The organism is Ramlibacter lithotrophicus (assembly GCF_012184415.1).
Classification (GTDB): Bacteria; Pseudomonadota; Gammaproteobacteria; order Burkholderiales; family Burkholderiaceae_C; genus Ramlibacter; species Ramlibacter lithotrophicus.
This window is the reverse complement of sequence record NZ_VTOX01000010.1, coordinates 214486-231649: the sequence shown is the minus strand read 5'-3', so window position 1 is coordinate 231649 and position 17164 is coordinate 214486. Positions and strand designations below refer to the sequence as shown.

General features: G+C 67.2%; 18 protein-coding genes. 7 read left to right on the top strand and 11 right to left on the bottom strand.

What is annotated here, in order from left to right; translation table 11 throughout:
- Positions 1-881 (top strand): hypothetical protein (locus RAMLITH_RS22185; RefSeq protein WP_238344322.1); only part of this gene is annotated, 881 nt, incomplete at its 5' end.
- A 43-nt stretch (positions 882-924) separates the two neighbouring features.
- A complete protein-coding gene (locus tag RAMLITH_RS22180) occupies positions 925-1104 on the top strand; it encodes a hypothetical protein (RefSeq protein ID WP_168109620.1) in 180 nt (59 codons plus the stop codon).
- 94 nt (positions 1105-1198) lie between these two features.
- On the opposite strand, the gene RAMLITH_RS22175 is transcribed toward RAMLITH_RS22180, so the two are convergent.
- Positions 1199-2227, bottom strand: coding sequence for a hypothetical protein (locus tag RAMLITH_RS22175; RefSeq protein ID WP_168109619.1), 1029 nt, complete (start codon positions 2225-2227; stop codon positions 1199-1201).
- 228 nt (positions 2228-2455) lie between these two features.
- On the opposite strand from RAMLITH_RS22175, the gene sugE reads away from it, so the two are divergent.
- Positions 2456-2770, top strand: coding sequence for a quaternary ammonium compound efflux SMR transporter SugE (gene sugE, locus RAMLITH_RS22170; RefSeq protein WP_168109618.1), 315 nt, complete (start codon positions 2456-2458; stop codon positions 2768-2770).
- A gap of 42 nt (positions 2771-2812) precedes the next feature.
- Here sugE and RAMLITH_RS22165 read toward each other — a convergent pair whose 3' ends face one another.
- The 3 genes from RAMLITH_RS22165 to RAMLITH_RS22155 are packed head-to-tail and all read right to left on the bottom strand — an operon-like array spanning position 2813 to position 4435.
- Positions 2813-3433 carry a LysE family transporter gene (locus tag RAMLITH_RS22165; RefSeq protein ID WP_168109617.1) on the bottom strand — a complete coding sequence of 207 codons (621 nt, stop codon included), beginning with the start codon at positions 3431-3433 and terminating at the stop codon, positions 2813-2815.
- Between the two features lie 10 nt (positions 3434-3443).
- On the bottom strand, positions 3444-3785 hold the full coding sequence (locus tag RAMLITH_RS22160) for an antibiotic biosynthesis monooxygenase family protein (protein ID WP_168109643.1): 342 nt from the start codon (positions 3783-3785) through the stop codon (positions 3444-3446).
- 23 nt (positions 3786-3808) lie between these two features.
- Entirely contained in the window at positions 3809-4435 is a 627-nt protein-coding gene (locus RAMLITH_RS22155; protein WP_168109616.1) for an FMN-binding negative transcriptional regulator, read from the bottom strand.
- On the opposite strand from RAMLITH_RS22155, the gene pdxR reads away from it, so the two are divergent.
- Positions 4383-6008 carry a MocR-like pyridoxine biosynthesis transcription factor PdxR gene (gene pdxR, locus RAMLITH_RS22150; protein ID WP_337786194.1) on the top strand — a complete coding sequence of 542 codons (1626 nt, stop codon included), beginning with the start codon at positions 4383-4385 and terminating at the stop codon, positions 6006-6008. The two genes, RAMLITH_RS22155 and pdxR, sit on opposite strands and share 53 nt — an antisense overlap.
- Positions 6009-6123: 115 nt before the next feature.
- Here pdxR and RAMLITH_RS22145 read toward each other — a convergent pair whose 3' ends face one another.
- Both RAMLITH_RS22145 and RAMLITH_RS22140 read right to left on the bottom strand, forming a co-directional pair.
- Positions 6124-7002 carry a Bug family tripartite tricarboxylate transporter substrate binding protein gene (locus RAMLITH_RS22145; protein ID WP_238344321.1) on the bottom strand — a complete coding sequence of 293 codons (879 nt, stop codon included), beginning with the start codon at positions 7000-7002 and terminating at the stop codon, positions 6124-6126.
- A 145-nt stretch (positions 7003-7147) separates the two neighbouring features.
- A complete protein-coding gene (locus RAMLITH_RS22140) occupies positions 7148-7903 on the bottom strand; it encodes a maleate cis-trans isomerase family protein (RefSeq protein WP_168109614.1) in 756 nt (251 codons plus the stop codon).
- A gap of 705 nt (positions 7904-8608) precedes the next feature.
- Here RAMLITH_RS22140 and RAMLITH_RS22135 point away from each other — a divergent pair.
- Positions 8609-10729: a carbohydrate binding domain-containing protein gene (locus tag RAMLITH_RS22135; RefSeq protein ID WP_168109613.1), complete on the top strand. Its 2121-nt coding sequence runs from the start codon at positions 8609-8611 to the stop codon at positions 10727-10729.
- Between the two features lie 35 nt (positions 10730-10764).
- Here the strand turns inward: RAMLITH_RS22135 and RAMLITH_RS22130 are convergent, their stop codons facing one another.
- Positions 10765-11166 (bottom strand): GreA/GreB family elongation factor, encoded by a 402-nt coding sequence (locus RAMLITH_RS22130; protein ID WP_168109612.1) that lies wholly within the window; start codon positions 11164-11166, stop codon positions 10765-10767.
- 355 nt (positions 11167-11521) lie between these two features.
- Here RAMLITH_RS22130 and RAMLITH_RS22125 point away from each other — a divergent pair, with 355 nt between their 5' ends.
- Positions 11522-12250, top strand: a complete 729-nt coding sequence (locus tag RAMLITH_RS22125; protein ID WP_168109611.1) for a 2OG-Fe dioxygenase family protein — start codon at positions 11522-11524, stop codon at positions 12248-12250.
- A 17-nt stretch (positions 12251-12267) separates the two neighbouring features.
- Here the strand turns inward: RAMLITH_RS22125 and RAMLITH_RS22120 are convergent, their stop codons facing one another.
- The 4 genes from RAMLITH_RS22120 to RAMLITH_RS22105 form a co-directional block, all read right to left on the bottom strand.
- Complete coding sequence (locus RAMLITH_RS22120) at positions 12268-12714, bottom strand: periplasmic heavy metal sensor (protein WP_168109610.1); 447 nt, start codon at positions 12712-12714, stop codon at positions 12268-12270.
- Position 12715: 1 nt separating this feature from the next.
- The gene (locus RAMLITH_RS22115) at positions 12716-13183 is read right to left on the bottom strand and encodes an anti-sigma factor (RefSeq protein WP_168109609.1); all 468 of its coding nucleotides are present in this window, start codon (positions 13181-13183) and stop codon (positions 12716-12718) included.
- Positions 13176-13775, bottom strand: coding sequence for an RNA polymerase sigma factor (locus tag RAMLITH_RS22110; protein WP_181956462.1), 600 nt, complete (start codon positions 13773-13775; stop codon positions 13176-13178). Before RAMLITH_RS22110 ends, RAMLITH_RS22115 begins: the two co-directional genes overlap by 8 nt.
- 142 nt (positions 13776-13917) lie before the next feature.
- Positions 13918-14202: a hypothetical protein gene (locus RAMLITH_RS22105; protein WP_168109608.1), complete on the bottom strand. Its 285-nt coding sequence runs from the start codon at positions 14200-14202 to the stop codon at positions 13918-13920.
- Between the two features lie 137 nt (positions 14203-14339).
- On the opposite strand from RAMLITH_RS22105, the gene RAMLITH_RS22100 reads away from it, so the two are divergent.
- Positions 14340-17081, top strand: a complete 2742-nt coding sequence (locus RAMLITH_RS22100) for a response regulator (protein WP_168109607.1) — start codon at positions 14340-14342, stop codon at positions 17079-17081.
- The last annotated feature ends 83 nt before the right edge of the window (positions 17082-17164 follow it).

The following is a 17164-nucleotide window of genomic DNA, read 5'->3' as shown; positions in this document are numbered from 1 at the left end:
GAAGAAAGGAGGGAAGACGACAACCCAGGATCAGGAGATATCCACAGGCGAGGCCACCATCAGGTAGCCTTGAGGGCGGGTCAAAATTGAACGATCGCGCTGGGTCAGTTCTCGACGATCTTCAACACAAGGGTGAAAAGCCGGAGGACGTTCGCGCACATGTCAATCAGAAGCGCGACGAGCTCGATGACGGTTCCGACGGGCTGGTGGACTGCAAGCAGGAGGATGCACACGAGGCCTTTTTCCCGCAGATGGTCGCGCTGCTAAAGACGGTGGAAATTCTCGGTCAGATTCTGAAAAATCAAATCGCGACTGTTAGTCGAGCAAAGCGGGTGGAGCTCCTCCAGATGCTGCTCAAAGCTCCCTTGCGCCTGGTCCGCGCCTACTTCGCGCAGTTCCTTGCGGACAAAGATGAGGCGCAGACTGAATTGGTCGAGATGCTTCGCACGATGAACAAGGAGGACAGCGACGAGAAGCGGAAAAAGCTGGCAGAGAAGCTGCTGGCCCAAATCATGCAGATTTCGTCGTTTGCGTTCATTGCCAAGGCCATCACCTCCATCAGCTCTGACGAACTGCAGGAGGACATTGATTCCGCGGCGAAGAAAGTGGGAACGCCGGCCGCCAAGCTCATCGCCGCTGGCGTTCAGCTCGACTCGCCGCGCGACCTGCCCAGGACGGACCTGAAAGGCCTGCTTGCCGACATCAAAGACGACTTCATCGCAATGCGCGTGCTGCAGATGCTCACGCTTCGTCGCCTCTACATGTTTCGGACGACCGAGCAGGACAAACAGTGGCTGGCCAGCCAAAGCGTGTTGGGGCTGAAGTTCCAGCACGCGGTGGACATGCGCTCGCGCACCCAGAAAAAACTCGGCCAGAGATAAGACCCCTCGCTACACAGGCCTTCACACTCAACACGAAACGCCGATGTCTGCCCTCCGTCGCCTGCTGTCCATCGCCGCCGTTGCCACTGGCACGCGGGAACCGTCGCTCAGGGAGGTGGCCGGCGAAGCCGCGCATGAAAACGCGCTGACCCTCACGCCGCCGGAACTCACCACGCCTGAGGCAAGCGACACGGACAACGAGAACGCGCCGGACCCGACCTGACTCCCTCGCGCCGCTACTTGTTCAGCGGTGATGAGCGCGCCGATAGCGAAGCGGCGCGCGTGAGGGAAGGGGCCCAGGAGGGCCCTTTTTTTGCTCAGCCAAAGAAGCCCCGCTTGGGCGGGTTGTCGCGCATCTCCTGCAGCTGCGCGGACAGCGCAGCGACCTGCTTCTGCAGCTCCAACACGACTTCGAGCGTGACGCGCTCCGACAGGGGCGACGCCAGGCGGCGTTCCCGCTGGATTTCTTCAGGGTCGTAGCGGCCGAAGTCCGACGCCCGCTCCAGTGCCTCTATGACCTTGGGTGGGACGTGGCTCGGCTCGTCGCGCATCATGCGATGCAGGTCCGCGACCTCCTTGCGTTCCAAGCTGTCGTGCACCAGCAGCTCCAGCACACGTTCTGGCATCGTCGCCAGCTCCTTGGCCTCGATGGTGGCCAGGCCGAGCGAAGTTGGCAGGTTGGAGACTAGGACATTTGCCAGCACAGGGCCAGCCTTGCGCACCACCTGCCAACCCTTCTTCATGCCGTCGCCGGCGTAGTAGGCCGACTCGCCGTCGGCGTAGTCGAGGCGCCCACGCTGCAGCTCGCGTTTCGCGTCGGGACGGAGGAAGTACTCGTGCGCCACTGCAGCCAGTTCGCGGTCGTCCATCTTGTCGACTGCCTCCTCAAGGAACTCCACCAGCGAGCCAAGGCTGAACATGCCCTCGTTGCGTACCGCCACGAGCCGCTCCAGCTGCGAGAAGCGCCGTAGGTACTCCTTGGAGCCAATGGACGAGAAGTCTGCGACCGCGGCCCGGACCAGGGGGTGTTCGACGGCGTGAGCTCTGGCGTGCCGCGCCACGTCTTCGTCCGAGACCACGAAGAACGACCTGACGCTTTCCGCGATGTCGGTGCGCTTGGTCCGCAGGTAGGCGTGACGCAGGGCGAAGTACTGGACCACCGGCGACTTGTCTTCGAGGGCCAGGTCGACGAGCCAGTCGGGTGTGGACGGGGAAAGGTCCGCTTGGAGCGCCGCGAGCAGCTGCAGCTTAGATTCCACCAAGAGGTCTGGCCACAGCGCCTTGCACAGCTCCTCCGATAAAGCGCTGCGTCGCACCAATTCATCAAGAACGCGTTCCGAAAGCATCGGTACCCTCCTGTTTTCGAGTCAGTGTACTGATGAGTCGTTTCAAGACGCGACGTCGCAGAGAGATGTTGCCTAGCAACCACCCACCGCAGGGCCGGGTACTCTGAGGCTCTCGGCGGGCTAAACGGCATCGACCTAATCTACACATCTCACAAGCAACGGGGACGACCCCGTCAGCTCATATCATCCACGGGACGACCCGAAGCGCACACGCGCAAGGAGTTCGTCATGCCCTGGTTTCTGCTCGTCATCGCCGGTCTATTCGAAGTCGGCTGGGCCGTTGGTCTGAAGTACACGCAGGGGTTCACGCGCCTGTGGCCCACGGTAGGCACGGTCGGTGCCATGGCAGTCAGCATCGGCCTCCTTGGATGGGCGATTCGCACTCTTCCTGTCGGAACCGCCTACGCCGTATGGACCGGCATCGGTGCAGTCGGCACGGTGCTTCTTGGGATTGTTCTCTTTGGAGAGCCTGCCACTGCGGCGAGGCTGGCTTGCGCCGCCCTCATCCTTGCCGGCATCGTTGGCTTGAAACTCACGGCCTGAATCAGTGGGCAGTTCGACCGCGGCGCCGGTTGGCGCCTAGCGCTATGCGTTGCGCCGCGCGAGCGCCAGAACCGCGCCCAACGAAATCATCGTGACACCGGAAACACGCGTCAGGAGGCGAGCACGGGTAGCCCGCGCGGTGCTGGATTTCAGCAGGCGCTGTGCCGCAAACACCGCAACCACGTCGACCAGCGTGTTCAGGGCAACGCAGACGCTACCGAGCAACACCAGCTGCGGAATCAAAGGCTCGGCGGGTGCTACGAACTGCGGAAGGAAGGCAAGGAAGAAGAGCGCAGTCTTCACGTTCAGCACTTCGACCAGGATGCCGTCCAAGAAGGCTCTACGCGCTCCACTAGGCGACACCGCAGGCGTCGTCGGGCCGTCAGGGTCCTTCCGCAGCAGCAGACGAATTCCGAGGTACACAAGGTAGGCGGCTCCAACGTACTTAAGCAAGCTGAAAGCCAGAGCAGATTCTGCGACCAGGACCGAGAGGCCGAGCGCGGCCGCGAGGACGTGAAGCATCCCGCCCAGGCCTGTTCCAAAGCAGGACGCCAGCCCTTCTCTGGGCCCGCCAGCGACCGTACGGGCGACCACATAGGCGATGCCGGGGCCCGGCGTGACAGCCAATACGACGGCGGCGAAGAGGAAAGTCAGGAACAGCACAGAGAACGAGTTAGAAGGTTGGGCGAATGGCAGGGAGCGACCGCAACGGGTGCGGGATGCCGCCGTCGCCGTAAGAGCCGACCACCTGTGCGATGACGATGTGATACCCGGCCAGCCACTCGGCCTGCCGCGCCTTGGCCTGCTGGTGGACCGGATGCTTCATGAGAGCTTCCAAGGCTTCCATGGAGTCCCAGTAGTAGACATTCGAGATGAGCCCAGTTGACGGGTTCTCCCAGGCCTCTTCCCCCAAGTACCCGGGAATAGCTTTCGCAGCCTCTGCAATGGCCGCGTCCAGCGCGTGGAACTCGTCGTCGTACTGGCGTTTCGCGAAGGTGAACGTCGACGTGTACAGGTTCGAGCCAGTCGAGCGAATCATCAGTTCTTTGCCTGGTTCATCGCTGCTGCCAGCTCGGTGGAGCCCCGTTCTTTCAGGGCGTGAATCGCGCCGTCCAGGTCACGCATCTCGCGGTTTTGTCCAAGCTTGCGCTTTCCTTCCCAGCGTGTCACTTCCACTTCAAGTCCCACAATCATCTTCAGCATCTGGTCCAGGTAGTCGGTCGGAGCATCTCCCATTTTCCAGGGGCGCGGCTCCCCTGCCTCGTGACGGCGCGTCAGCCGAGCGACCACGCCGCGTACGAACTTTTCGTCGTCGATGAAGCGCAGACGGCCATGGGCGTGCACGACCTCATAGTTCCAGGTGGGAACATGGCGGTGTGTCTCGTGCTTGCTCGGGTACCAGCTCGGGGAGATGTACCCGTGCGGGCCGCGGAAGATGACGAGGACCTCGGCCTGGTCCTGGGCTTGCTGCCAGAGAGTGTTGGCTCGCGCAATGTGTGCCTGCAGGACGCCGTGTGGGCCACGACCGACGTCGAATTCGAATGGGATGTGATTTGCATCCAGGCCGCTGGCGGTATGGGTCACCAGCGTACCCAGGGGGTGGTCCGCAAGGATGCGGTGCAGTTCTTCGGGGCGGGTCTCAGCAAAGTGCTCGGGCAGGTACATGGTTGTCTCCAAACGCGTACCCGAACTGTCGCCCGGTTGTGGCATGATGAAAATGGCCAGTTTTGAGGTATTTCACTGGACCAGTTTGCATTGGAAAGGGTTGCTGGTGACTAAGGCTGGCCCAGGGCGAGCACTCTACGAGGAGATAAAAGCACGGGTTCTTGACGGAACCTACGCTGCCGGCACGGCGCTCCCGTCCACGAGAGCTTGCGCTGCAGAGCGGGGGCTCTCACGCTCCACTGTGTCCGTGGTCTACGACCAGCTCGCATCTGAAGGGCTCATCGAGACGCAGCCTGGCGGTGCAAGTCGAGTGGCAGTCGGGGCTATGAGAGTGCTGGGCCCGCGTGCTGCAGCGCTCCCGGGTCTCGACCGCACCACACGTCTGTCGGCGTATGGGGCCCGCGCTGTAACGCTCGTGCCCGGCTACCCCCGGCCGCTAGAACCAGGGCTCATCGACTTCGTCTACGGTCCCTTGGCTGGGCGAGACTTTCCCACGCAAACTTGGATGAAGGCCCTTAGGAGGGTGGAAGGGGAAAGGCCAGCTCGGCTTGCCTACCTTGACCCTCGTGGAGACCACGCGCTGCGGCTGGCGCTCAAGGCGTACCTCGCCCGAGCCCGCGGACTTGCATGCGACGTCGACCAGCTGCTGGTCGTCAACGGGTCTCAGCAGGCGCTCGACCTGTCTGCACGCGTGCTCCTGGACCCTGGCGACACTGTCGTCGTCGAGAACCCGGGCTATCGGATGGCCCATCACGTCTTCGAAGCGACCGGCGCCAGGCTGCGGGGCGTTCCCGTAGACCACCAGGGGCTGTGCACGGACGAACTGAATCGTGTACGCAAGGCAAAGCTCGCCTATGTGACCCCGACTCATCAATTTCCGTTGGGCTCCTTCCTGACCATGGCGCGTCGCCAGGCTCTCTTGCAATGGGCGGGCGACCGAGGTGCATGGGTCATTGAGGACGACTATGACAGCGAGTATCGCTACGGGGTGAGGCCTGAGGCCGCCCTGCAGTCGCTGGATGACCGCGCCTGCGTCATTTACGTGGGCACTTTTTCCAAGACCCTGTCGCCCCAGTTGAGGCTCGGGTACATGGTCCTGCCCCCAGATTTGGTCGATGCGTTCGTCGCGGCCAAGCAGCTCACTGACCGCCATGCACCGTCAAGTCCCCAGCGGGTCCTGGCATCCCTTTTGGAGGATGGCAGTTACGACCGCCATGTGCGCCGGATTCGCCGGCTTCAGCAGGCGCGTCGCACCGCGTTGCTTGCGGCCCTGGACAAGCATCTCCCCGGCCAAACCATCGTCGAGGGTTCGGCGACCGGGCTTCACTGCGTCGCGTGGCTTCCGGCGGTCTCGGGTGAGCGGGAAGCGGAGCTCGTCGCGCTGGCCCGCAGCAAGAAGGTTGTGGTCTACCCGGTCACCCAGTTCTTTTTGCCAGCAACGGTTCCCGATAGGCATCGTCGCTCAACAGGCCTGGTCCTCGGCTACGCACTACTCGAGCCGGACGGTATCGACACAGGTGTTAGGCGCTTGGCGGAGGCGGTACGGGGCATGACGCAGCCGCACCACCTCTAATTCTCGGATTTGGCAGTCCTGCTAACAAGCGGATAATCTTGTAAGTCCTTGTCGCGTAACGACTTTTTAGACTTTTGGGCCATCTGCTGATTAACACCCGCGAGCACCGCGAAGGTCAGTCCGCCTTGGCTCCGGAGATCTTGATCGCGGTCGCGAACTTCGCCGTATCGGCGGCGATGACCTGCGCGAACTTCTCGGGTGTGGTTCCCTGTGGCGTCGCGCCGAGGCCCTCGAACCGCTTCCTCACGGCCGGATCTTTCAAGGCGGCGTTGATCGCTTCGCTCAGCGTATTCACGACCTCCGTGCTGGTTCCACTCGGCACCAGCACGCCGTACCACGGGTCCACCTGCAGGCGCGGATAGCCGGCCTCTGCCACCGTCGGCACGTCCGGCAATTCCTGGGAGCGCTGCGCGGACGTGACGGCCAGCGGGCGGACTGTCCCTGCCTTGGCCTGGTTCACGGCGGCAGGCATGTTGGCGAACAGGTAGTCGACGTTGCCACCGATCAGATCGACCACGGCTGGCCCGTCGCCCTTGTACGCGATGTGCTGGGCGTCGAGCTTGCCCTCGATCTTGAGCATTTCGCCGGCGAGGTGGCCGGAGGACCCGACCCCAGCGGAGCCGAAGTTCAAGGGCTTGCCGCCAGCGCCCCGCTCCATGAGCGCCTTGACGGTCTTTACTTCCGACTTCGCAGGCACCACCAGCAGCAGCGGCACCGAAGCGATCAGGCTCACCGGTTTGAAATCCTTCACTGCGTCGTAAGGGAGCTTGGTGTACAGCGTCGGATTGATGGCATGCGTGCCGTTCGTGGCCATGACCATCGTGTATCCATCGGCCGGCGAGCGGGCCACCGCCGCGGTTCCGACCGAGCCGCCGGCTCCCGGCTGGTTCACGACGACCACCGGCTGGCCGAATCGCTTCGAGAGGTTCTCGGCGATGGTGCGCGCCAGGATATCGGTAGACCCTCCGGGAGCGTACGGAACCACGATCTTCATCGGCGCACTGGGAAAGGTCTGTGCAAGCGCGTGGCCTGCTGGACACGCGAGGGCCACGGCGCCTGCAGCGATGGCCGCCAGAGCCTGTCTGCGAACGAACATCTTTGTCTCCTGGATGAATTGATGTGGGGACGGCGCGCTGCGCCTACTGCCTGGGACGCGAGATCTCGACGGGCGAGGAACAGCTAAACAGGTGACCCGCCGCGATACCGGTGGTAGCCACGCCCATGTGCTGCAGGACGGCCCAGAGCGATGCCTGGTTCGAACTCATCACCGGCTTGTCGAGTTCGCGTTCGAGGCGTGTGATCTGGTCGATGGCCAGCAGGTTGGTGCAACTGATGAAGACCGCGTCGCACGCCTTGATGTCGTCGCGGTGCTGCAGCACGAGATCAGCCACCTGTTCGGACGATACTTCCCGGATGGCCTCGCTCGTCTGGCATCGGAACGCATCCCACTTGCTCACAGCGATTCCGTAGTGGTCGAGGAAGGCGATCTCATGGAGGTTGATGTCGTCCGGATACGGTGTCGCCAGGAAGATCCTGCGCGCCTTGAGGGCGCCCAGGGCAGCGATCACGGCAGTGGAGGTGGTGAGGGACGGGATCTTCGTGAGATCGGCGATCCGCTGCGCCACTTCCGCTTCGCGGCCTATGCCGGCGAGGAAGCTGCCACTGGTGCAGCCATAAAGAATGACTTCCGGATACGCCTGTGCCAGATCGTGGGCGGCGCGTTCGATCGACTCTGCCATGCGCAACAGCGAGTCGGATGTGATGGACGCCCCCGGACGTGACAGGCGGTTGTGGTTGCTGACCACGCCTGCGGGCAAGAGCGGCGGCAGTTCCCGTTCGAGCGCCGTGTTTCCCGGCGGCGCGAGAACGCCGAAGCGCCGGACTTGATTGTTCATGCCTTGTCTCCTGTGGTTTATGCGACCGCCGCAGCCAAAGCCGAGCGCCAGTCGGCCACCACTATAGGAACGCAGATTCCGCGAGACAATCGAAAAATGGCGATGGATTATTAGGTTTCTTCGATTTCGTGCCGCTCTCAGCGCGGAAGACGCTTTCGGACGCAAGCCGGTGAAAAGACCTTCGATCCTCGACGGCCCGCATGGAACTATTCACGCTCATCCGGTAAGCAAGTGAACACCGGAGCACCGCCCGTAAGAGTTGCGGCTGAGCTTCACACCGCAGCGCAGCGCACCACTTCGTCTGCATGGCTTCGCACCCCGGGTTCACCCGCGGTCGCACTCATCGGCGTTTTCGCTTGCTGACTTCGATGTTTACGCAGCAAGCCTGCGGGCCGCAATGACGCATCGCGAGGTACCAATCGGCAGTCATCGGCGCCGCATTGCCCCCACGGGGATGTAAGACGGTCGGTCCTGTTGCTTACTCTTTGTCGGCGCGCGCCTGTTCGCGCGTAGGCCCTGTCTGACTAAGATCGCGCCCGTCGCAGAGATTGCATGGACGCACACGGCGCGAAGGAACGTGACCAGTGTCGTACCGAACCTCTGCAGCATGCCGGCGCTGCTGCCACAGCCGTGCCGCGCAGAACGAGAAGCTGGTGCCTGCCGTTTCCGGCCGCCACCTCCTTACAACCCGATCTTGGAAGAAACATGCGATCACGTGAAATTTCCACGCTCACCTGGCGGGTGACCGGGGGTGCGGCCCTCGCCTTGGCGCTCGTCTCCTGCGGCGGGGGCGGGGGCGGGAGCGCGACAGGCCCCGGTACTGCTGCGGGCGTGGCCGGCGGGGCCGATGGCCAGGCCGTCGCCATGAGCCAGGTCACGGCGCAGATCGAGAAATCGCTGGCGGCGGCGGGGTCCGAGGCGGCCGCGGCAGCCGTGCTGCCGGCCGCGCCGGAATTCCCCACCGCCTCCGCCAAGCCGCTGCGCTCGACGAACGGCAACCTGCTGGCCAACGGCACGTTCGAATCGGGCCTGGCCGGCTGGATGGACTGGGGCAATGCACAGGCGATCGATGGCACCGGCGCCTCGGGGTCCTGGCGCGCGTTGCGCGTGGGCACCGCCGCCGGCGGCGCCGGGCTCGACGTGATCGGCGGCATCGTGCCCGGGGCGCGTTATCGCCTCACCGGCCAGGTGAAGGTCAGCAATCCGGCCGACGCCGTCTACCTCGGCATCAACATCCTGGACCAGTGGGGCAACACGATCGCGCAGCAGGCCGTTCCGATCAGCACGACCTCCTGGTCGCTCGCCACCGTGGAAGGCGAGACGCCGGCCAACGCCGCCAAGGCCGTCGTGTTCGTGTGGAAGAACGCCGGCAGCGGCCATGGCTACGTCGACGACCTCGTGCTCACGCCGGTGAACGCCACCTCCGCACCGGTGGCCGGCGGCGGCAACCTGGTGTCGAACAACGGCTTCGAAAGCGCTCTGGCGAACTGGACCAACTGGGGCAACGCGAGCGCCGTGACCGGCCAGTCGAGTTCCGGCTCGTACTCGGTGCGCGTGGGCAGCGGCGCCGGTGGACTCGGCCACGATATCGCCACCATCGTCGGCGGCAAGACCTACAGCCTGACGGGGCGGGTCAAGGTGACCGACGCCTCGGAAGTCGGATACCTCGGCGTGAGCTTCTTCGACGCCCAGGGCAACAAGGTGCTGGAGCAGAACGTGCCGTTCAGCTCGACGAGCTATTCCGCCGCCAGGCTGGATCTCGCCGCGCCGTGGAGCGCCTCCAGGGCCATGGTCTATGTCTGGAAGAACGCCGGCGGCGGATTCGCCTATGTCGACGACGTGGGACTCGCGCCGGTCGACGGCGCGGCGGCTCCCGCACCGGCACCGGCACCCGCACCGGCTCCGGCACCCGCTGCTCCCGCGCCCGACATCGGCCTGATCCCGGTGAAGAGCTGGCCCGGCACGCTGCTGCAGGTCGGCCGCGACAACGATGCCTACTGGGTCGAGGACGGCGTGTGGGGCCCCTGGGGCCTGACTCGTGGCACCTTCACCGGCATCGGCGGAACCACGTACGAGCAGTACACCGGCGTCAGTCCGCAGATCGGCGCCAACGGTGAAGTCGCCTTCCGGCTGGCGTGGAAATGGCCGTCCTGCTGCAGCGAGATCAAGAGCTTCCCGAGCATCATCAGCGGCGCCAAGCCGGGCTACTACAACACCTGGACCAAGCCGGGCGGACACGACGTGCGCCTTCTGGACGGCAGCTATTCGCAGAAGTACCCGTCGGGCGCCACGCCGGGCACGTTCTTCCCGCTGCAGTTGCCGATCGCCTCGCTCAAGACGACGGCCAACTACCGGCACGTGAGCGCGCCCACCGGCCGCGGCCACCTCGCGTACGACATCTTCCTGCAGAACACGCCGACGCAGGTCAACGGGTTCGGCATCGGCGTCACGCACGAGATCATCATTCCGCTGGATTACTGGGGCGGCTACGGCGAGCACGGTACGCGCAATCCGGGCTGGTACGACCACGACGTCACCATCGACGGCCGCCTGTTCCACGTCTATGCGGGCAAGGACTGGGACGGCGCGCTGCGTGCCACCTGGGGCGGCGGCTGGAAGTTCATCGTCTTCGAACCCTCGAAGCCGATTCCGCCCGGCACCCAGCTCGACCTGGCGAAGTTCATCAACTACATCTCGACTCGCAGGGACGTCTACGGCACGCCCTGGGCCAACGGCAACGAGTACGCGGTGGGCGTCGAACTCGGGGTCGAGCCCCAGGAGGGCGTGGGCGACATCCAGGTGACCAACTACCGGGTCTGGAGATAAGCCTTTCCCGGCTGCAGGCTGCAGGCTGCGGGCGGCTACGTGACGTAGTCGCCCGAGGCTTCGGGCTGGAACAGGATCGCGGCCACCCTGGCCGCGCTTTCAATTCCGCCCGGGGCCTGCCAGCGTGCCACCGCTCCCACCGGCAGCCCCAGCAGCGCCAGCCCCACCGGCGACAGCACGGAGATGAAGCCTCTGGCGGGCTCGGCATCGGCGGGGTAGCAGACCACCAGCGTCCGGCGGCTGCGGGAGCCGATGTCCTCGACCTCCACCTGCGCGTACATCGTCACGATGTCCGGCGCCACCTCGCGCGAGTCGATGACCTCGGCTTCGTCCAGCAGTTCGTCCAGTTCCGGCTGCGAGCCGGAGCCGGCCATCTTTCTCAAGCGGGCGGAATCCAGCGCCGTGAGCTGGCGCAGGGCGGCAATCGTCTTTTCCATGAAAGCTCTCCATTCGAACGCGCGCCGGCCGCGTCTTTGCACGGGGCGCGCAGCTGCGCCGGTCGGGGCCCGGCGGTCGATGGATGGCGCTTGAAGGGGGAAGGGAAGCGGACCGCCGGGCTCAGGAAAGTGCGGGGGTTCGCTGGTGCCGCGAAGCCGCCGGTGCGAACGCGCGCGCACGAGTTCCCGCTGCTGCGAAGAGCAGTGGGCGCGGTGCGAGCAGGCTGCTGGCGATCGGGCTGTCCATGGCGCCGCCAGTATAGGACGCCGGCCGTTGCGGCGCATTCCGGCAAGGACAGAAGGGCCATTGGCCGCGGCCGGGTGCCGACCGGGCCGCGGCTATGCTCGGGCCATCATGCTGGTCGCTCCCGGGTACACCGAAGTTGCGCAACTCGCCGCCGTCCTGGGCGCGCGCGGCTACGCCATCGTCAGCCCCGCCGGCGTGCGGGAGCTGACCGGATGCGGGCCCGGCGAGCTCGACGCGCTGCTGCCCGCGTGGGATCACCTCGCGCTCGACACGTACCTGCGCGACGGCGGCAAGTACCGGCGGCGCCGGCACTCGTGCTTCGTCGTGCAGGACGGCGGCGTGGTCCAGGCGCCGCACCGCGCGCATTGGCAACCGGTGGAATACAACGCGCTGCATGGCGGCCTGCGCCGGTGGTTCGAGCCGATGCTCGTCACCGGCGGCGAGCGGCCCGCCTGGACGCGCATCTTCGGCGGCCTGGGCCGCCTGTTCTCGCAGCTGCGCGGCGTGCAGCCGTGGTACGTGGAGGCCCACCAGTTCCGCATCGAGACGACCGGCGGCATCGGCCGGCCCACGCCAGAAGGCGCGCATCGCGACGGCGTTGATTTCGTCGGCGTGTTTCTGCTGGCCCGCCACGACATCAAGGGCGGCGAGACCCGTGTCTTCGATGCGCACGGGCCGGCGGGCGAGCGCTTCACGCTGAGCGAGCCGTGGAGCCTGCTGTTGCTCGACGACGCGCGCGTGATCCACGAAACGACGCCCATCCAGCCGACGGGGCCGGCGGGACATCGCGACACCCTGGTGCTGACGTACCGCGCGGGCGGGTTCCAGGGGGACTGAAGCCGGCCGCAGGCGGCTCATGACCCGTGCAGTTCCCGCTCCCGCTGCGCCGGCTGGCGCTCGCGCAGCAGCAACTGCACCAGCTTCTCCCTCTGCTGCGCGGTGAGGATTTCGCGCTCCCGCAGGAATTGCGCCAGGACGCGCTTCTGCTGCAGCGCCTGCAGTTGCGCGATCTTCGCGCGTTCGGCCTCGATGCGCGCGGCGTCGGGCGAGTCACCGAACATCTCGCGGATCAGGCGTTCGCGGTGGCTGGCCACCTCGCGCCAGCCGGCGTCCAGTTCGGCGACGAACGGGCGTTCCAGTCGCTCCCAGCGGCGCTGCTGGTCGGCGTCGAGCTGGAGGTAGGCGGCCACGTCCACGGCCTGTGCGCCGCCGCTGCGCCAGTGGAAAACTGCCGCGCCCAGCACGCCGAGGTTGACGAGGACCGAAAGGGTCAGCAGGTAGATCAGGCGCGAGCGTTGCATGTCATCTTCCCCTTGCCGAACACGATGGCAGCCCGGCGCACAAGGCGCCCGCGGGTTCGGCGTCGAACACCGTCATGCCGGCCGGACGCAGCGCGGCCCCGCTGCCGGCCAGCAGCGCCAGTCCGAGATAAACCCCGGCGCCCAGGGCGGCGGCGCCGCCCAGCGCCCGCGGGCCGAGCTGCCACAGGGATGCCAACGCGGGGAGGCGGCGCGCGCGACGGCGGCGAGGCAAGGGCGCCGCGGGACGCAATTGCGGCATCACGAGCGCGGCGATGTCCACGTCCGCCCGGCGCGCGCGCAGCGGCTGCAAGTGCTCGTGCAGCTGCCGCAACTCCTGCAAGGCAGCGCCGCACAGCGCGCAGGCCTGCGCGTGGCGAGCCAGGTCGCCGGCGGCCGGCTGTGCCAGCGCGCCGTCGATGAACGCGGAAATGTCCTCGATGCGCGGACAGCCGCAGGAGCGGTCATTCATGGTGTGTCCTCCGGTAGGCCTGCGCCAGCGCGGCGCGTCCCCGCGCCAGCCTCGACTTGACGGTGCCTTCGTCGATGCCCAGCGTGGCGGCGAGCTCGTCGTAGCTGAGCCCTTCCACTTCCCGCAGCAGCACGATCTCGCGCTGGTCGGGCGGCAGCCGCGCCAGGGCGGCATCGAGCGCGGCCATGCCTTGCCTGGCCTGCAGGCGTGCCTCCGGGCCCGCTTCGTCGGCCGGCGCGTCCCAGTCTTCCGCCAGCGGCTCGTAGGAGACGATGCGGCGCCGCCGCAGCAGGTCGTAGGCCAGGTTGGAGGCGATCCGGTACAGCCAGGTATGGAGCTGCGCCTCCGGTCGCCAGCCGGGCAATGCCTCCCAGGCTTTCAAGAACACCTCCTGCGACAACTCGAGCGCCTCCTCGCGCGAACCGGTCAGGTTCAGCAGGTGGCGGAAGATCCGGTTCTGGTGCCGCCGCACCAGCTCTGCGTAGGCGCGCTGGTCGCCCTGCTGTGCCCTGGCGGCCAGCTCCGCGTCGGCGCGATCGCCGTCGGCGATGCCCGGCGCGTGCTTGCCGTCAAGAAACGAAGGAGACGCCAAAATGTTCCTCCCTGGCGGCGGCCGGAGCGGGCGGGCGCCCCAGCGGCCGTCAGGAACAGTAGGGGCTTGCACCTGTGCTGCCTTGACCTGCCTCAACGCTGGCGGCTGCGGTTCTTCACGTGGCTGGCGCAGTGCGCGCGGTTCACAGCAGTTCGTGGATGACGCGCTGCCGCGCCGCCTGCCGCGCTTCGCGCCGGACGTCGTCGCGCGCCTGTCCACCGTCCGGTGCTGCTGGCGCCCGCAGCGACGCGGTTTCGTCGGTGGGCACGAGCGTACCTGCCGCGCGGGCGCGCAGGTACCCGGACTGGACCTCGGCGCGCGTGGCGACGCCGGCGAAGGCCTCGCGGTTCGCGCGGTCGTCGGCCGCCTCGTTGGCGAAGGCGGACGCGGATGCGAGGATGGCAAGGGAGATCAGGACGGTTTTCATCGGGAGTTCCTTTGGTGAGTCGAGCGCCGCACGACGCGGCCTCGCTCATGGAACGGGCGTTGCCGCTCGTTGTGCCCAGCCCACGCGCCGTTCTTGGGAAAAATCAAGGCGCAGGGTGCAGCCCCTACACTCCGCGCATGAGCTCCGGTCGGCCGGTTCCCGGCCCGCTTGCCTTGCTGATGCTGCTGCTGCTGCTGCTGCTGCTGGCGGCTGGCGGCGCCGCGGCCGCCAGGCAGCCGGCGGCGGTGGAGGGCCGGCTGGACCTGCCGCCCGGCCTGCAGCGAGCCGTTCCGCTGCAAGGCGAATGGGCGTTCGCCTGGCAGCAGTTTCTCGATCCCCGCTGGGACCGGCTGCCCGCCGGCGCCTTCGTGGCGGTGCCGGCGAGCTGGAACGACCTCGACGCCGGCGGCAAGGCGCCGGGCCCCAACGGCTGGGGCTCGTATGCGCTGCTGGTGAACTGTCCCGCGGGACAGTCCCTCGCCGTCGAGGCCGTCGGCCAGCGGACGGCCTCGCGGCTGTTCGTCAACGGCACGCTGGTTGCCGCGCACGGCGAGCCGGGTCCCTCGCCGGCGGCGAGCTGGGCCGCGGTCCACAACCGGGTCCCGATCAGCCGCGAGTTCCCCTGTCCCTTGCGGATCACGGTGCACCTGTCCAACTTCGACCACCGCGCCGGCGGCTTCGTGCGGCCCATGATGGCGGGGCCGGCCGAGGCGCTCGAGCGGCGGCGCGAGGCGCACGTGGCCTACCACGCGGCGCTGCAGTCGGCGTACCTGCTCACCGGGCTGCTGTCCCTCATCTTCTTCGCCGTGCGCCGGCGCGAACGCGTGCCGCTCGCCTTCGGCCTGTTCTGCATCGCGATGGCGGTCTACACGGACATGATCGGCGAGCGGCTGCTGCTGCGGCCGCTGCCGCCACAGGTGGGCTGGCTCGAGTACATGCGCGTGGAGTACCTGTCGTGGATCGCGGGCATGGCGTTGTTCACCCTCACCATCCGCGGGCTGTTTCCGCTGGACATCCACCGCCGCGTCGTGCAGGTGGTCGTGGGCACCCTGGCCGTTGCCGCGGCCGCCGTCGTCGTGCTGCCGCCGGGGGTCTATTCCCACGTGGCGTTGCCGGGCCAGGCGGTCGCGGTCGTCGTCGCCGCCTACGTGGCGTTCGCGATGATGCGGGCCCAGCGCCACTCGCGCATCGACGCGCGGGTGCTGCTGGCCGGCATGCTCGCCGTGCTGGTGACGCTGTCGATCGATCTGCTGCTGATCGACGTGCCGGGGCCGGACCGCAAGTTCGGGCCGCTCGGGTTCGCGCTGTTCCTGCTGTCGCCGGCGGTGGTGATCGCGCGCCGGCTGAGCCGCGCGCTGAATGCCGAGGAGCGCGCCCGCACGCTGGAGGAGAACGCCCGGCTGCGCGAGGACGTGGAACGCATGTCGCGCCACGACCTCAAGACGCCGCTGAACAGCATTCTCGGCGTGACCCGGCTGCTGCGCGACGACACGACCCTGGGCCAGGACCAGCGCGACCTGGTGAGCGTGCTGCAGCGCGCGGGCCTGCGGATGCTCGAGATGGTGAACCTCTCGCAGGACCTGTTCAAGATGGAGAAGGGGACCTACGAGTTCCGCACCCAGGCGGTCGACCTGCAGGAGGTCGTGATGCGGGTCCTGGTGGACCTGCATTCGTACGCGCAGTCCAGCGGCGTGACGCTGCACCTGCGCGGTTCGGACCGCGGGCCGGTCCGGGTGCGCGGCGAGGAGCTGCTTTGCTACTCGATCGTCGCCAACCTGGTGAAGAACGCCGTCGAGGCTGCCGGCCCCGGCAACGAGGTGACGCTGGCGCTGCAGCGCGGCGAGACCGTCGTCCTCTCGGTGCACAACCCGGGCGAGGTGCCGCCGGAGATCGCCGCGCGCTTCTTCGAAAAATACGTCTCCGGCGGCAAGAGCGGCGGCATCGGCGTGGGCACCTATTCGGCGCGGCTGATGGCCCGCGTGCAGCAGGGCGAGCTGACGCTGCGCACCGGCGCCGGTCGGGGCACCACGCTGACGCTGACGCTGCGTCCGCTGCGGGGCGAGGCGCCGGCGCCGGCGCCTGCCCCCGCGTCGCGTCAGGACCCGGCGGAGTGGGTCGCCGGCATGCCGCCGCGCTCCGTGCTGCTGGTGGACGACGACGAATACACCAGGCTTTTCATGAGCCGCTTCCTGCCCAGTCCGCCGTTCCACGTCGAGACGGCGGAGAACGGCCAGGAAGCCGTCGAAGCGATGACCGCACGCTGGCCGGACTACCTGCTGGTGGACCTGGAGATGCCCGTGCGCAACGGCGTCGAGACCGTGCGCTGGGCGCGCAACCACGAAGCCGCGCAAGGACGTCCGCGCTGCCGCGTGGTCATGCTGTCGGCGAACGACGACGAGGCGTCCGCGGCCCGCGGGCTGGCGGCGGGCGCGGACCGCTACCTGCGCAAGCCGGTGAGCCGCGAAGCCTTGCTCGCCGCGCTGCGGGAACTCGAGGACCAGCCGATCGAGCCGGCGGCCGTGTCCGGGGCTCCCGCCGTCGACCTGCCGCTGGAACTGGAGCCGGACGGCGCCGACGCCCTGCCCGAGGACGTGCTGCGGCTGCCCGCGGCGTGGATCGAGGCGTTCCCCGGCTACCTTCAGGCGCAGCACAAGACCCTGGACGCCATCGCGCAGGCCCTCACCGAGGGCGACCGCGACACCGTGCGGCTGCACGCGCACCGGGCCTGCGGCGCGCTGTCGCTGGTGGGGCTGCACTGGGCGGCGCGCCAGTGCCGCACCCTGGAGCAGGGCGCCGCCCACGACAGCGCCCGCGAACTGGAGCAACTGCTGGCCGGGTTGCGCGACCACCTGGGGAAAGTGCGGGCCGAGCCGGCGTGAGCCGCGCCTATCATGCGCCCTCGCTGGAACAGCGCTTCGCCACGTGTCCCTGGGCCCTGTACCACATCGACGTGCAGGCCTGA